Raw genomic sequence first — 15,646 nt, forward strand, 5'->3', positions numbered from 1 at the left:
TTTTCATTTTATGATCAAAAGCTGTCGATAATCGTCTGATCTAACTCATTGACGATTACGACTGCTAACTGATACGCTGCTTCATAATCCTGATATGCGACATAGCCATAGTGAGTGTGTGCATAACGGACAGGTACACCGATAACGATTGCGGGTACTCCTTTGTTTGTTAAGTTGATGATTGCACCATTTGTTCCGCCACCTTTTCTGACTGAACTTTGCATTGGTATGCCATATTTTTCGGCGGTTTCTTTTGCAAAGCGCTGAAAGCGCGGATTCGTTATCATAGACACATCAAAGTTCCTTAACATCGGTCCTCTTTTTAAACCTGACTGGATCATGTATTCTTCTGAAAATGTATCATCTGCTGGACAACCTTCAAATACAATTGCTAAATCTGGTTTGACATTATTCATTGCAACTGTTGCACCGCGTTCACCGACTTCTTCTTGCGCGGTCATCGTCCCAATTAGGTTGAATGCAGATTCTTTTTTTGAAAGCTCTTGTAACGTTTCTAACAGACACGCACAACCGATTCGACAGTCAAATGCTTTGCCGATCATGACATCCATTGTCTCTAAGTAGTCAAAAGCGACATCCGGGATCACAGGATCACCGATTGCAATATTCAGTTTTTCAGTCACCTCTTTGGCACTGATACAGCCGACATCAATCACCATGTCATCAATAGTTTGTGTCTCTTTACGTTCCGCATCTGTCATAAAGTGCGGCGGTTTGCTGGCGATGATTCCTGGAATTTCTGTACCATCTGCTGTCTTAATACGTACACGGTGTGCTGGGATCGTATTGGGTACCCAGCCGCCTAATGGTAAGAAGCGCAATGTGCCATTTGGTTTGATCGCTTGCACAATAAAGCCAACTTCATCACTATGTGCATCAAACAAAATCGTTGGTCTGTCTTTCTTGTGTTCCCCAACCCTCATGTAAACGTTTCGGATATGATCTTCTTCAACTTGTGCAAATGAAGCCGAAAATTCTTTAGCGATTGCCACAACTTCGTCTTCGAAGCCTGAAACACCTGAAGCATTTGATAGTTTTTCGATTAACTGTAAAGATTCTTGTTTCACCATAGCCATTGTTCCTCTCTTAAAGATAGTCATTTTTTATAAAACAGATTCTACGGAAGTGTACGTCAACTCTAGATCTGTAGCAACAGCTGAATTTGTTAACCTACCGTTCAATGTATTGACTCCTGCTAACAACGCTGGGTTTTGCTCAACAGCCGAATTGAAGCCTTTGTTTGCCAGCTCTAAAACATATTTTAAAGTTGCATTGGCTAATGCGAAAGTTGCCGTTTGCGGAACAGCTCCCGGCATATTCGCTACGGCATAATGAATCACGCCATATTTTGTATAGGTTGGATGTTCATGCGTGGTCACTTCATCGATTGTCTCAAAAATCCCGCCCTGATCAATCGCAATATCAATGATCACCGAATGTTCTGGCATGGATTCAACCATTTCCTTCGTTACTAAAACAGGTGCTTTATGCCCCGGAAGTAAGACTGCACCGATCACAAGATCTGCTGTTTTGACCTCTTCTTGGATATTGAAATGATTGGATACAAGAGTTTTAACTGCTCCGCCAAATTGATTATCGATTTCCTGCAGTTTTTTGATATTTACATCTAATATCGTCACATCTGCGCCAAGACCTAAAGCAATTTTAGCTGCGTTACAGCCAGAAATACCACCGCCAATTATTGTCACTTTTCCTTTTTTCACTCCTGGAACTCCGCCAAGCAAGATACCTTTACCTTCTGGAACTTTTTCTAAAAATTGAGCCCCAATTTGAGCGGCCAAACGTCCAGCAATTTCACTCATTGGAGCTAATAGTGGCAGTTCACCTGTTGCTAACTGAACACTTTCATAGGCAATCGTTTTCACTTTACGTTTCATCAATTCTTCTGTTAACGGTTTGTTCGCGGCTAAATGGAGATAAGTGAATAGAATCAAGTCTTCTCTTAAATAAGGATATTCTTCTTTTAATGGCTCTTTGACTTTTAAAACTAGTTCTTGCGCCCACGCTTCTTTTGCTGTTTCAACAATCGTCGCCCCTACTGCGACATATTCTTCATCATGAATCGACGCGCCCAGCCCAGCACCTGTTTCAACAAACACATTGTGCCCATGTTTAATTAGATCTAGAACGCCTGCTGCGGGCAATGCCACACGGTTTTCACCATTCTTTATTTCTTTCGGTATGCCAATATTCATCACTCAATCCCCTCTCTTTTCCTTCAATATACTTTTTGGTCCACCTAATGATTATAATTTAATGAAAGTTCAACTGCAATACGTAGAAAAAAACTTTATTTCCTCTTTAAATTTTAATCCAAAAAAACAAACTGGAAGAAAAGACCCTACTTCTCTTCCAGTTCATTTCATTTAAATATGCTTAGCCTACTTCTACTTTACTACGCCAAGAGGTACCGCAATTATCGACGATTTCATTTAAGGTTTCGATATTTGCTTTTCCTTGTGTAGCAAACCAGTCTCGTCCTGCGTCTTCCCCTTTAGCAGCAAATGGTTTGACGCCTTCACGCCAAGTTGCCCGTCCGCATAAAACACCGCTAAAGGTTGAGCCTGCTTCTTTAGCAAATTTTAATGTTTCTTGAAATAGCTCAGTAGAAACACCAGCACTTAAAAAGATAAATGGTAATTCTGTTAATTCACTTTGCTTCTTGAAATAACCTAATGCTTCTTTTCGACTATACACAACTTCATCTTCGGTAAAACCTTCAACATAATTCATGTTTACAGGAACTTCCATTTTCAATACATCAATATGGTATTGCGGTTTAGAAAACTCGATCATTGATTCTAACACTTTATGTGGTTTTACTCGGGCAAAAGCAGCTGATCCAGCATCCAAAATTTCCGTATCATACGTGACGATTTCTACGAAAAACGGAATATCTTCACCCAAGCATTCACTACCCAATCGTTCCACAAATACATGCTTTAGATGATTGATCGCTCTAGGTTCATCAGGATCATAATAAAGTAAAAACTTGATAGCATCGGCACCTGCTTCTTTCAAACGTGAGACAGACCAATCTTCCAATAAATCGGGCATTCTTCCCGGAGTAGATGCATCATACCCTGTTTTTTCATACGCCAACAATAATCCACATGAATTATCACGAACTTTTGTCGCTGGTAATCCATAATCGGGATCTAATAAAATCGCAGATGCATAAGGCGTCAACTCTTCTGCAGCAACTTTTTTAAAATCAACGATTTCTTCTCCTGTTGCTGTTGTGGCAGCGTCCGCAATCATTTTTTTCAATGATCCACGTTGATCGATCGCTAATGCTTCGATCAGCCCTTTTTCATTCGACAAACGGTTTAAGGCATCCATTTTTGCTTGACTGATTTTGATCATAGTAACAGCTCCTTTATGTCTTTTTGAGGAAAATCCTCTCTTACTCTGAGTATACTCTCTCATAGTTAGCAAGACAAAAAGAAACCCTTTTTCTACGAATATGCCAGTCAATTATTTTTCTAAATATTAGTCTTGACCTGATACGCGTTTCATACTTTATAGTAAAAAAAAAGACAGGAGGTAGTGAGTTATGACGAATGCAATGCTTGAATTGACAGACTCGTTGGTAATGGACTATTACTTTGTTTCATTAGAGGTAAAAGAAGGGCAGCTTTTCCTTTATAGCTTAAACAATTATTGCAAACCAATCAGTAAAACAATAGAATTAACACAAATAGACGGACTACACATTGAAGATTCAGGTGGATTAGGGTATATTTGTTTTGACTTCGACAACGACCATTATCATTTTGTAGATTATGGAAATCATATTCTATCATTTTTTAAAACTATCCTATTTCCTATAACACTTCATCAATAGTCCTGAAAGGAGACAAGTATGGCAAACATCCGCGATATTGCACGTTTGTCCGGTTATTCTGTTTCTACTGTTTCTCGTGTTTTGAATAATCATCCCTATGTATCGGAAGACAAACGGCAAAAAGTTTTGGCAATAATGAAAGAGCTGGATTATATTCCTAATATCAAAGCTAGACATTTGAGTAATGGAAAGTCAAAGCATATTGCTGTAATGATTCCTTTTGCTGACCATCCTTACACGGATAAAATTGTCAGCGGTATTTTAAAAGCTGCGTTTAAGGCTGAATACAAGGTCACTTTATTGCCAACCAATTATGATTTAGCAGTTGAACAGCGCTATTTAGATGAGCTGGCAGCTAAAGCGTGGGATGGCATGATCATTACTTCTAAAAAAATTTCCTTTGATATCATCGCAGGCTACTTGAAATATGCTCCGATCGTCTGCTGTGAGGATACTGAAGAATTCCCTATTTCTTGTGTGGCAATCGATCGCAAAAAATCTTATCGTGATCTGCTTACCTTATTGAAGGATCAGGGATCTAAAAAAATTGGCTTAACAGTTGGACGACCGGAAAAAGATAGCGCTAGTACTGCCATTGCTTTAGAAGCTTATCGAGAGGTCATAGGTCTAACAGAGCCTTCACTGATTTTTAGAGATTGTCGAACATACGAAGATGGGATTGCAGCTGGAGAGTATTTTTCACAGTTTGACGCTCTTGATGTGATTGTTACAAATGGAGACGATGTAGCGGCTGGGATTTTACAGACACTTTCATTGACTGAGGTAACTGTGATTGGTGAGGAAAATCTTTTGTCTAGTCGCTTGTTGAAATTCCCTACGGTGGATCATCATTTGGATTTGTGTGGAGAGAAGGCGTTTGAGTTGCTCATAGGAAATTATATCAAAACCATAATAATCCCATACAACTTCATCGAACCGTTTTAAAAATTGTCATATATTCAAGAAATTTTAGACACTATCGACAAAAGTATTAGAACATATTAACCAAAAATAAAGGGTAAGTACCATTTTTTATGATACTTACCCTTTATTTTTGGTTAATATGAAAGTATAAATTACTGGATACCTTCTCTTTCAATTTGAGTATTTTAGTGGAGCAATACTAAATCATTGCCCATCAAAAAAATTTTCTAAAAAAATAATTGAATACAAGTTAATCTTTAATGGTACTAAAATAATGTTTTAAATTAATTCTTCGACATATCAAATGCACAAAATGAGTTCAGAAAAAAATTTTACTCTAATTATAAGTAGATCGATTCTTTATTAATTTTATCAACATAAATTAGAGTTGAGCTATTATGCTAATTTTTATCATCTTTCTTGACTTTGTTAAAAATATCAAGAAAGTCCCTCTTAATTGGAGATTTTTGATGAAAAACCAGAACAGAATATAAAATTACAAGTACCCAAGACAAAAAGCTCACTACTATTCCAATTTTAACAACAATAGAGCTAACATAGCGGATTTCAATTACATTAATTCCTTTTTTAAGATTTAATTGCATAGTTCCTCGTTCACTCAAGGTAACTGGTATAACTTCTCCATCTACAAAAGCTTGTGTATTTTTATACTTAATTACTGGTAGATCTACAACTGATTCAGACTTTTCAATGGGTATTTCAAATAACAGTGCACCATTTGTTGATTTGGGTTCCATAAAAAATCCCTCATTGTCACGATATCCTATGTGCTTATGAATTTCATCAATATAGTGCTGACCTTCTTCTGGTGTATACTGATCGATCCACAAAGAATAACGATTGAACGATTGCCCAAAATAATCGTCTGTTATATTCATTTCTAAAACAAATGCAGTATTTAACATACTGTTTACTGAAAGCAACCATGGTAGGAAACTGAACAAAAATGTTACAACCAAAATTCCACTTTTTCTTTTGACATCATATTGTTCAAAAAATAACTGCAATAAATTGGCACCCGTTATACAAAAGAATAGTGTAGGGAAAATCATCAATCGAAACGGAAATTGAATAAGTGAAAATGGTGTATTCTGCAGTATTGACCACGGAAAGCCATCTGTTGTCAGGAATAAAGTCACAATACCTAAAATATAGATAACTTTAGCCTTTAATTCCAGCTTTTTAAAAAAGAAAGCACCTAAAAAAAGTAGTAATATACAGGTAAATCCTACATTGTAAATCCCACCCATACTTGATTGTAACAGATCACTTGAAATGCTTTTGGAGATTAGTTGAAAAGTATCATTCCCTTCTAATTGGTAGGGCGACGGCTGTAAAAAAGTTTGAAAGAGTTGCTCTTCAATAAATCCAAACAAAAATACAGCAGAAGTAAAAATAGAGACCAAACCAGAGAAAAGTAAAACCAAGCTTCGCTTCACTCTATTTTCAAGAAAATAAAGGCTAATTCCCCAAAAAAGAACCAGATAGATACAAATCAAAAATGCTGAAAGAACATGCGTACAGACAATCAGAGAAAAACCAATAGTCACTAGTATCCAGTACCTAGTTTTTCCAAACAATACTTCATAGCTTCCTAATAAAACAAGAGGAATAAATGTCAACGCAATAAATTCGGCTAATGCAAAACGTGTATAAGCATCTATCGTTCGATAGATAGAGAAAGTATATAAAATTGAAAATGCAGCTGCAGCTAACCAAGAATTACTAAACTGCTTCATACAATAGTAACTGATTAACAAGGTAATAAACGTATATAGATAAAAACCAATATATACTGAAACAACAAGATTTTCCGTAAATAAACCGACACTCGAAAATAAAAGCAGAGTCATCCAAGGATAAAAGATATTTACCCCATAACCTATTTGATAGAAAGACTCAACACTAATTCCGGGAAAATCTTGCATCCCATTTTTAAGCCAAGCAGTTAGCTCAATTATTCTTGATAACTGATAGGTTAAATCATCACCAAACACCAACTTCCCTTTAACTAACATAGGTCCAATAAACAACAAAGCTAAAAACAAAGCACTAGCAAAAACAATTATGTGCTCCTTGCTTCTTATTTTTTTCTTAGACATGCCTTTCCTCCCAAATCTATTTCTCCACTATGATTCATTTGTTAATCCCTCTCTAATTTTTGCTCAATAATGAAAGCAGGGCGATCCTTTACTTCTGAATAAACACGTCCAAGATATTCTCCTAGAATTGACATGCCAACCAACTGCATGCCTCCCAAAATCCAAATGCTCATGATAATTGAAGACCATCCATGAACAGAATCACCTATATACTTCTGATAAAATGTATAAAAAATGTATAAAATACCGATAAGAAGCGTTAAAAAGCCCATATTTCGAATCATTTTAATTGGAATAAGAGAAAAAGAGGTTAATCCATTAGTAGCAAAGCGAATCATCTTCTTCAACGGATATTTTGATTCCCCTGCTTCACGTTTTTTTCTATCATAAAATACTTTTGTAGAAGGATAGCCTACAAGCGGAACAATTCCTCTTAAAAATGGGTCCTCTTCCTTAAATAAAAGAACTGCCTTCATAGCACGATTACTTAATAAACGAAAATCTGCATGATTAGGCACTAATTTGACTCCTAACTTTCCCATCATTTTATAAAAACCGAGTGCTGTATTTCGCTTAAAGAAAGTATCCGTCTCACGATTTTCTCTTACTCCGTATACGATATCGTTTCCTTCATTAAATTTCTGTAGCATCTTTTTTATAGCTTGTAGGTCATCTTGTAAATCAGCATCTATAGTTACTATCATATCTGCCGTATCTGCTACTGTTTCCATTCCGGCTTGTAATGCTTTTTGATGACCATAGTTGCGGCTTAACTTTATACCTACAACATTTTTAGGATAGCTGTTATATAAGTTAGATATGATTTCCCAAGTTTTATCGGAACTTCCATCATCTACAAATAATAGCTTACTGTTTTCATTAATAGTCTCTAACTCAATCAACTCATGTAACGTATTCAGCAATTGTTCACTCGAAATAGGTAGTACATCTTCTTCATTGTAGCAAGGAACAATGATAGATAACGTGTCTTTTTTCATTTTTAAACCCTTTCTACCAAAAAATAATCTTATTTGTCATTTCCATCAATCTACATTTTAGTAGTTACCTTATCTGTATCTTTAATCATAATTGGATCTACTGTAATGCTTTTATCGCTTTTGTTCAAAAAGCCAATACATACGTTCCCTTTCATCGCAAGTTTGATTATGGGTCATAACTGCTTGATAATTTTCTGTTAAGCCTAACTGATCAAAATATTCTTCCTGCTGTTTTGGGTCTGTCTCTACAACAACAAAGTCAACTCGGCCTTCTTCTATTGCCTGAATTTGACCGTCATAGTTGTCTGGGAAAACCGAATACTCCAAATTTTGCAGTTCGAAATAATATTCACTTGGGAGTATATCTGCTGCTAAATAGAATCCTCCATCTAAAAAACCAAAGTTTAACAATGTAGGATTAGTTTTCTCCATTAACATATATTCAGCAAATAGTTTTTGTGCTGTTCTTTTCTCCTCTGTACCTTTCGTTCCAAACGTAGAATTATTTGGAAAGTATAATGATTCCTGTAAATTCCCGTTATATCCAAAAATCAACAAAAAAGAAACGATGAAAGCCCATGGAAACAATATAGTTGACTTAAAATCCAAAATTCTTTTGGCTTCATTAATTAAAAAAGAACTTATTTTTCCTAACATGACTAAACCAACTACTCCAAAAGGCATAAAGAATAGAAAATAGTACTCGTATGACTTCATACCTATATATGTAAAGAATAGTGTTGACAAACTAATTACAAAAAGAAACAAACGATGAGAACTTTTCTTCGATATTTCTTGAAAAACAGGTATGATCACCCATCCTGGAAATACTAGCAATAATGTAATCCAATTTTCTTTCATATTTTCTATGACTACTTGTAAGATAAAAGAGAAACGTTCTATTAAATTGACCGATGAAGCATTATAAGCATTACTATTAATAAAAAGATAAACATTAAAAAAATCTGCTATTGCATCATTTAACAAAAAGTAAGATAACCATGGAAGTATTCCTATAAAAAGACCTATAGCTGAGTAAACAATCAATGTAGCTAGTTCTTTAGTCTCTTTTTTTACAATCAAATAAATGAAAATAAACAGATAGAATCCTACCCAAGGACCTAATAAAGTAAACTTAATGAAGAATATCATGCTAACTGAAAGACCCTGCCAAAGATAAATCCACTTAGAAAAGTGTAAAGATTCCGATGATATTTTGATTGTTTTCATTACAGAATACAATAGAAGCATTAGTAGGGGAATAGATAGTTCTTCTGCACTTCCTCCTTGCCTAAAGAACTGATCGTTTAAAAGTAATACTGGAAAAAAAAGGGTTAACAAAAAACTACTTTTTTCCGATAAATATAGCTTAAGTATTTTAAAACAAAAAACAAGATTTATTGTCATTCCTATACATTCAACAATATAAATTCCTGTAAATTCTTTAGAATTAATCAAAGAAGATAAACCATAGATAAGATAAAGCAATGGTCCTTTCTGTTCAAATAAATCTTTATATGGCACTAGACCTTGCATCATGCCTTTTCCCATTGTCATAAAGGCATTCGCATCAACCCAATTATTAGTTAAATAAATAGGAGAATTTTTACTAAAAGCCATTAATAGGATAACTGAAACTATACCCCAGACAAATATTTTTTCTTTTTCAATTACCTCCATCCTCTTATTCATCTTACATCTCCTCCATACTTTCCCATTTATATTGATTATGCATTCTCTCATTACTTTTATTTAATGACATAATAAATACCTAACTCTTAAAAATAAACAGAGGTTCAAAAAAATTCAAAGATCAATTTTCATGAACCACCTAGAATTTTTTTAATTAACTCTTCAAAAAATCGAATTTTGTTACTCCCTAAAATCAGTTGTTTCAAGATAAATTTTCATTGGTACTCCTGTCGATCCGTACTTCACACCAAAATTAGCTGAGAACAGACTTTTCTCTCCTTTACTTTCTGTTGTGCTAAATATCGAAACGTCTGACAATTTAATTGCTTCCTTATCCGCGGTTTTCTCTTTGAACTCTTTTATACGCTTATCCATATCCTTTTGATCCAAAAGTGCACCTAGTTCTTTTATTAGCCCATCAAAATTTTTCCCGTGATACTGACCATCTACCGACATATTTGTAATACTAATAGTTTGACTATACAGTTTAGCTTTCTTTAGTTCTGGCAGATACTGATACATAGTTATTATCTCTATATATGATGGATACAATTCTTCTGCATTCTTATAAAGAATGGTATCTTTCAAAGTTAAATTTTTTCCATCTGATTGAACATCAGTTACTTCTGGTTCTAAGGTAACTCCTTCTATAGAAAAATTATCCTTAAAAAGAGCGATAGTTTTTTCACGAGATGGCAATGTTTTTAAGTCAAATTTTTCTTCTATTTCTGCTTCTGAAGACAGTTTATAACTATACTCTCCAAAAGGTTTTTCACGATCTGTCCACCAAGTGAATGCTTCCAAATTTTCTGGCAATTTTGCGTCAGCTGTTGATTTTGTGCCCGTACTACAAGAAGACAAAATAGTTATTGTTAATAGTACTAGAGACATTTTTAATAGTCGTTTCATTCTTCGTTATCTCCTTATTGGTTAATATCTAAAACTAATGGTTCTCTTCCAGCCAATAAAGACTGATTAAATGTAAAGGTTACAGTTTCAGCCTCATCATGCAAATAATATATAACTGCACTTTCAACCGTTTTTCCTTTTTTAGCTTCCTCATTTCCTCTTGAAAGAAGATAACTCAATTCCGTATCTGTAATATCTTCGTTATTAAATACTTGTAGTTCTTTATCATTTTGCGAAGCTACAATTAGCTTATTCCACTGCTCCGATGGTACAAGCGACTCTTTTCCCTTATTGGTAAAGACATATCGAATAACTAAGATACTGTTTGCATCTTGCTTCTCTACTTTATAGGAGCTTAAATAAATCGACATATCCTCTGTTTCAAAACGGTTATATGCCGTAGTTTTCTCCTCAGAGGATGCTACTGTTTCAGCGTCAACTTTCTCTCTTAACGTTTTAACAACTTCCTCAAATACTTGTTTTCTTTTCTCTTCTGAATTATCGACCGGACTGTAAAACACAAATTCTACGATATTATTTTCCGATAATACATAATACATCTGTGCCCAAGCTGGTTTTTTCTTATAACTAGACTTGAAAACATAGCTTAATACAGGCAGGTCACCTACTTTAAAGCTAGCCTTTTTCATTGAATTTAGATCATAATAGTTCTTTAAGTATTTCTCAACATTGCTTTTCATCTTTTTCTCATCGATACCTTCCGCATGCTGAGTACGGATAAACATCACTGAATTACTTTTAGTATCGCTGGCCCCAAATTTTGCATCTTCGTTGAGTTCTTTTTGAGGATCTTCTTCTATTGACCAATTCATTGGTAATTTGAAATAGTATTCACTACTATTGACATATAGTGATTCCTCTTCCTTTTGCAAAGAAAAACTTTGACACCCTGAAAGGAAAAGGACACTAAAGAAGAACAGCATCATTTTTCTTATGTTCACTCTATCAGCTCTCCTGACTCTTTCTCTACTTTAGTTACATCTAGCTCTTTTTTAGATTTACGACTTAACCACCAAATATATAAAGCAAACAGGATAATACACGTGATACAAGAGATGGCTCCTATCAAGAATCCTTGTGGTAAGTAGACAAATTCTATTTCATGATTCCCTTTTGGCACTTTAACTGTTAGAAAGGCATCTTTGAACGTCTCTATCTCTGCCTTTTTTCCATCAATATAGACTTTCCAGCCTCTTTCATACGGAATTGTCGTTAGAACAACTTGATCTTTTTCCGAAGAAATATTTGCTTTCGCTCTACGACCATCTACCTTAAAATCAACCCCTTTAGATTGAATTTTCTCAGCAGATTCTGCAAATTTTTCCGTATCTAAGAATACTGCATCCGGTCTGAAAATAGATGTTGTGCTAGGTCCTTCGTAAATAGTTGTCGTAATCTCTACAGATGTCGGTTCTTCATAATAACCTAGATTATAGTATTGACCTGCTTCAGCTGCTCTAGTAGTGATCTCTCTTCCTTTAACAGAAAATTTGATAAACGATGTAGCTTGCTCTCCAAAATCGGTAGGTACAATACTAAAATAGCCTTGTTTTTTTGCTGGAACGGTGACTAACCATTTTAATACTTTCGATTGTCCTGGCTCTTTTTCACCAATTTCAATTACTTTTCCATCTTGCACACTCTCATTAACAACCGCATTTTCACTTTCCAATAAGGTAACTTCTCCAAAATCAAAATATTCTGTCTCAACGTCAGCTAAATGATTGAAGAGCTCTGTTTGTGTCTTAACCGCATCTTCTTCATAGATTAAGTCATCAGTAAATACACCTAAAGGCATAGCATATTGATTCTCATATAGCATAAAATCATCTTGCTTCGCCACTCTTTTATAACCAAATTTGGCTAAATTTGATGTACTGATGTTATACTTCATCCCCACCAAAGTATCTGCTAGCAACGTATTATTAGAATATTGAATGGTCAAGTTCGTCCCAAGAGAACGGAATCCAAGAGCGTTCAGATACTGTGAGGAATGTCGATTTCGAATAGATGAGAACATCGAAACCCCATGATAGCCGTAGATAAAACTATCATTCACAGAGCTTCCGTTTAGATTTTCCAATCGGAAAAAGTTTTCATTTCTCTGATTCGCTTCTTCAACTAAAGAATTGATAGCATCGTGGTTTTCACTAAAGTTGGCCTTTGTAGGATAGGCCCAATCTTCTTTAAATTCATTAAGTATGGATTTAGAATTCACTAATGCTTCACCTGACATAAATATCAACAGCAAAATAGGCATCCATTTTTTTAAGTTAGGACGATAAACATAACCCATCCAAATAAGTAAATAAATAACCAAAAGAGCAATTGTAACAACTAATGACTGTGTAGTAATTACACCGTATCTTTTCTTATTTGAAAGCAATAGAAAGAGTAGAAAAACACCGCCGGTTGCTAAAAATATATTGGTAAGAGTATTTGCATCCTCTTTTTCAAACAATTCAATGCCATATCCAGCCAATAAGATGACTAAAAATGAAATAAGAAAGCTAAAACGAAATAGAAACATATTAGGCGCATGCATTCCATGCCAAAATAGATTTAATGGATAGATATAGATACTGGCAATTAAAATAATGAACAAACTACCGTACAATAATTTATTTTTTAAGGAAATTTTGCGACTTACAAAATAAAATAAGCAAAAAATCAACGGGATTAATCCAATATAAATAAATGGCATGGATTCATATTTCGATGTATCATAAACTCCTACCAAATTTTTAGCAATCAAATCCCAAGCTCCTACATCTGGTGTAATAAAGCTACGAATTGTTGTTAACCCTTCACCGTTATTTTTCAAATCCAGTATCGTTGGCAAGATAGTAATCATTGATGCGCCACCAGCTAAAAAGGATGTACATAAATAAGAGAGGAATGTCTTTTTGTATAATTTCCAATCTGTAAACGTTCTTGCTACAACATAAAGAAACGTAAATAAACCAATCATAAATGCCATATAGAAGTTCGAGACAAACAACAGCAAATAAGAAACGAAAAGTAACACAGGTTTCTTTTTATCCATCAAACGGTGAATACCTAAAACAATTAGTGGTAAATAAACGAATGCGTCCAGCCACATGACTACCACACCGTAGGCAATTGCGTATGCAGAAAGAGCATACGCTACACTTAGACCAACAGTTATCCATCGATTGATTTTATATGTATTGTGAGAAAATACCCAAAATGATAGCCCGCTCGCACCAAATTTCAGTAATGTCAAAAAATAAATGGCGTCCGGCATTGCGGAATTATCAAAGAGGATAACTAATGGTGTGAATAAACCATTTAAGTAATACGCTGACAGAGCCCAAAAGTTTAGCCCCATTGAGCTTGACCAGCTGTAAAAAAAGCTTTGCTTTCCCTGCATCGCATTTTTAAAGCTCGCATGAAAGGCAGCATACTGAGAAAATGAATCTGATGCGAGAATACTCCGTTCACTTCCTGGATAAATGCCTAATGTATAATATGTAATAAACATAATAAGAATAGGTAGAGCGAAGCTCAACATCATTCCTGTTTTATTATGTTTCAAAAAATCAACTACTTTTTGCTTCTTCATAACTGTTTTTTCCTACTTTCCTAGTTATTAATGCACTATCCCCGCTTTGAAGAAAGGATAATAGCGGTAAACTACCACACCCTCAATCTGTTCACTGTTGATTAGCCCTAATGTTCGACTATCTGTTGAATGATTTCGATTATCACCTTGAACAAAATAATTGTTTTCAGGTATTTCCGTATATCTTGCCATTTGCCCAGCTACGCCAGCCGAGACATCAATTTTTATCACACTATCTGGTAATTGGATACTCAGTTGAGGAATATCTCCCAACCCTTCTAAATTACTTTCTTTTGGTAATAAAAACACTGAATTCTCTTTTACCCAAATACGATCTCCTGGTACTCCAATAACTCTTTTTACATAGGAATCCGCTTCATTGCTTCTTGGATCGAAGGTAATAATTTCATATCGTTTAATCTTCTTAGTCCGATTAACAAAAATCCGATCTCGATTTTGAAAAGTAGGCTCCATAGACTGTCCATCAACCTGATGGGTTTTTATCTGGAAAAGAAACGAAGCGCATAGAATAACAAATAGGATAAAAAAGATATTTTGCGGTTGTAATATAGCTGCCAATCTACTCTTCTTTTTTTGCTTGCCTTTTGCCTTTAGTGCATATGCTTTATTTCGTCCCCCACTTTTTTTTCTGGTACTTTTTCTTTTTTTGCTAGCCGGTGCTTTTCTTTTTATCTTTTTTTCAATGGGTTGTCTTTTGTTTTGCTTCGTTTCATTCATTCTTCTTTTGCCCTCTTTAAAACTGTCTCATATTATGGAAAGGAAAGATTCTAGCCTTAGCAACCCCAATAATAGACTTCTCATCTATAAATCCGTAATAACGGCTATCTGTAGCATACTGACGATTATCACCAAGAACAAAATAGTGTCCTTCTGGAATGCTCCCAACTTCCAGTATTTCATCTAACGTAAAATTTCCAGTAATCGGCTCTTCTGTGGCCTCATCAATCGCTTCTATAAATCGTTCTGGTACTTGTGAATTATCAACATATAGAATTCCCTCTCTATATTCAATACGTTCTCCAGGCAAACCAATAATACGGCGAACACTCACTTCATTTTTTTTAGGATCTTTAAAATAGATCAATTGAAATCGATTCACTTTTCCCCATTTAAAAACAAATAACTTGTCTTGATCGTTAATAGTTGGTGTCATAGAATACCCGTCAACAGTAACAACTGAGAAGGTGCTAATATTTATGATTATTAACAAAATCAGTGAGATTCCTAAGGTAATGCTCCACTCAAAAATCAGTCTTTTTCGTTTCGCCTGTTTGCGTTTTTTTTTCTGAGAAAAAGAAAGAGCTGACGTTTTCCCTTTACGTATTCTTCGCTCCTTCTTACTAGATATTCCTTCAATTGTCTTGCTTTTAACGGATTTTTTTTTGTTTATTGCTTGCTTTCTTTTATCAGGCAATTTTTTGGGGCTTGATTTAGATGGTCTGACCTTGCTTTTTTTATTACTCGTCATACCGCCACCTCAATA

At 34.9% G+C, this 15,646-nt stretch carries 13 protein-coding genes; 2 read left to right on the forward strand and 11 right to left on the reverse strand.

Translation table 11 applies throughout. The features are described from left to right. Positions 1-14: 14 nt before the first annotated feature. The 3 genes from BCR25_RS07455 to lacD all read right to left on the reverse strand — a co-directional run bounded on the left by BCR25_RS07455 (position 15) and on the right by lacD (position 3,408). Positions 15-1,091, reverse strand: a complete 1,077-nt coding sequence (locus BCR25_RS07455) for a M42 family metallopeptidase (RefSeq protein ID WP_069663336.1) — start codon at positions 1,089-1,091, stop codon at positions 15-17. Positions 1,092-1,124: 33 nt separating this feature from the next. Continuing rightward, positions 1,125-2,237, reverse strand: a complete 1,113-nt coding sequence (gene ald / locus BCR25_RS07460) for an alanine dehydrogenase (protein WP_069662995.1) — start codon at positions 2,235-2,237, stop codon at positions 1,125-1,127. Positions 2,238-2,418: 181 nt separating this feature from the next. Continuing rightward, entirely contained in the window at positions 2,419-3,408 is a 990-nt protein-coding gene (gene lacD / locus BCR25_RS07465; protein WP_069662996.1) for a tagatose-bisphosphate aldolase, read from the reverse strand. A 190-nt stretch (positions 3,409-3,598) separates the two neighbouring features. On the opposite strand from lacD, the gene BCR25_RS07470 reads away from it, so the two are divergent. Both BCR25_RS07470 and BCR25_RS07475 read left to right on the forward strand, forming a co-directional pair. Continuing rightward, a complete protein-coding gene (locus BCR25_RS07470) occupies positions 3,599-3,889 on the forward strand; it encodes a hypothetical protein (protein ID WP_069662997.1) in 291 nt (96 codons plus the stop codon). A gap of 18 nt (positions 3,890-3,907) precedes the next feature. After that, positions 3,908-4,834: a LacI family DNA-binding transcriptional regulator gene (locus BCR25_RS07475; protein WP_069662998.1), complete on the forward strand. Its 927-nt coding sequence runs from the start codon at positions 3,908-3,910 to the stop codon at positions 4,832-4,834. Between the two features lie 380 nt (positions 4,835-5,214). On the opposite strand, the gene BCR25_RS07480 is transcribed toward BCR25_RS07475, so the two are convergent. The 8 genes from BCR25_RS07480 to lepB (BCR25_RS07515) all read right to left on the reverse strand — a co-directional run bounded on the left by BCR25_RS07480 (position 5,215) and on the right by lepB (BCR25_RS07515) (position 15,631). Next, positions 5,215-6,936, reverse strand: coding sequence for a glycosyltransferase family protein (locus BCR25_RS07480; RefSeq protein WP_069662999.1), 1,722 nt, complete (start codon positions 6,934-6,936; stop codon positions 5,215-5,217). 41 nt (positions 6,937-6,977) lie between these two features. Next, a complete protein-coding gene (locus BCR25_RS07485; protein ID WP_069663000.1) occupies positions 6,978-7,934 on the reverse strand; it encodes a glycosyltransferase family 2 protein in 957 nt (318 codons plus the stop codon). Between the two features lie 111 nt (positions 7,935-8,045). Continuing rightward, positions 8,046-9,626, reverse strand: a complete 1,581-nt coding sequence (locus tag BCR25_RS07490) for a hypothetical protein (protein WP_069663001.1) — start codon at positions 9,624-9,626, stop codon at positions 8,046-8,048. A gap of 180 nt (positions 9,627-9,806) precedes the next feature. Continuing rightward, entirely contained in the window at positions 9,807-10,535 is a 729-nt protein-coding gene (locus tag BCR25_RS07495; RefSeq protein WP_069663002.1) for a hypothetical protein, read from the reverse strand. 14 nt (positions 10,536-10,549) lie between these two features. Then, positions 10,550-11,497 (reverse strand): DUF5067 domain-containing protein, encoded by a 948-nt coding sequence (locus tag BCR25_RS07500; RefSeq protein WP_069663003.1) that lies wholly within the window; start codon positions 11,495-11,497, stop codon positions 10,550-10,552. Beyond that, positions 11,494-14,142 (reverse strand): YfhO family protein, encoded by a 2,649-nt coding sequence (locus tag BCR25_RS07505; RefSeq protein ID WP_069663004.1) that lies wholly within the window; start codon positions 14,140-14,142, stop codon positions 11,494-11,496. Before BCR25_RS07505 ends, BCR25_RS07500 begins: the two co-directional genes overlap by 4 nt. 27 nt (positions 14,143-14,169) lie before the next feature. Next, the gene (gene lepB / locus BCR25_RS07510) at positions 14,170-14,880 is read right to left on the reverse strand and encodes a signal peptidase I (protein ID WP_083242609.1); all 711 of its coding nucleotides are present in this window, start codon (positions 14,878-14,880) and stop codon (positions 14,170-14,172) included. A gap of 16 nt (positions 14,881-14,896) precedes the next feature. Next, positions 14,897-15,631 carry a signal peptidase I gene (gene lepB, locus BCR25_RS07515; RefSeq protein WP_083242610.1) on the reverse strand — a complete coding sequence of 245 codons (735 nt, stop codon included), beginning with the start codon at positions 15,629-15,631 and terminating at the stop codon, positions 14,897-14,899. Positions 15,632-15,646 lie beyond the last annotated feature (15 nt).

Origin of the sequence: Enterococcus termitis, assembly GCF_001730305.1 — a bacterium.
GTDB classification, from domain to species: domain Bacteria; phylum Bacillota; class Bacilli; order Lactobacillales; family Enterococcaceae; genus Enterococcus_L; species Enterococcus_L termitis.

Bases quoted from the DNA above. Each gene is read 5' to 3' on its own strand.
- BCR25_RS07455 (WP_069663336.1), bottom strand. From the start codon at position 1,091: ATGGTGAAACAAGAATCTTTACAGTTAATCGAAAAACTATCAAATGCT.
- ald (WP_069662995.1), bottom strand. From the start codon at position 2,237: ATGAATATTGGCATACCGAAAGAAATAAAGAATGGTGAAAACCGTGTG.
- lacD (WP_069662996.1), bottom strand. From the start codon at position 3,408: ATGATCAAAATCAGTCAAGCAAAAATGGATGCCTTAAACCGTTTGTCG.
- BCR25_RS07470 (WP_069662997.1), top strand. From the start codon at position 3,599: ATGACGAATGCAATGCTTGAATTGACAGACTCGTTGGTAATGGACTAT.
- BCR25_RS07475 (WP_069662998.1), top strand. From the start codon at position 3,908: ATGGCAAACATCCGCGATATTGCACGTTTGTCCGGTTATTCTGTTTCT.
- BCR25_RS07480 (WP_069662999.1), bottom strand. From the start codon at position 6,936: ATGTCTAAGAAAAAAATAAGAAGCAAGGAGCACATAATTGTTTTTGCT.
- BCR25_RS07485 (WP_069663000.1), bottom strand. From the start codon at position 7,934: ATGAAAAAAGACACGTTATCTATCATTGTTCCTTGCTACAATGAAGAA.
- BCR25_RS07490 (WP_069663001.1), bottom strand. From the start codon at position 9,626: ATGAATAAGAGGATGGAGGTAATTGAAAAAGAAAAAATATTTGTCTGG.
- BCR25_RS07495 (WP_069663002.1), bottom strand. From the start codon at position 10,535: ATGAAACGACTATTAAAAATGTCTCTAGTACTATTAACAATAACTATT.
- BCR25_RS07505 (WP_069663004.1), bottom strand. From the start codon at position 14,142: ATGAAGAAGCAAAAAGTAGTTGATTTTTTGAAACATAATAAAACAGGA.
- lepB (WP_083242609.1), bottom strand. From the start codon at position 14,880: ATGAATGAAACGAAGCAAAACAAAAGACAACCCATTGAAAAAAAGATA.
- lepB (WP_083242610.1), bottom strand. From the start codon at position 15,631: ATGACGAGTAATAAAAAAAGCAAGGTCAGACCATCTAAATCAAGCCCC.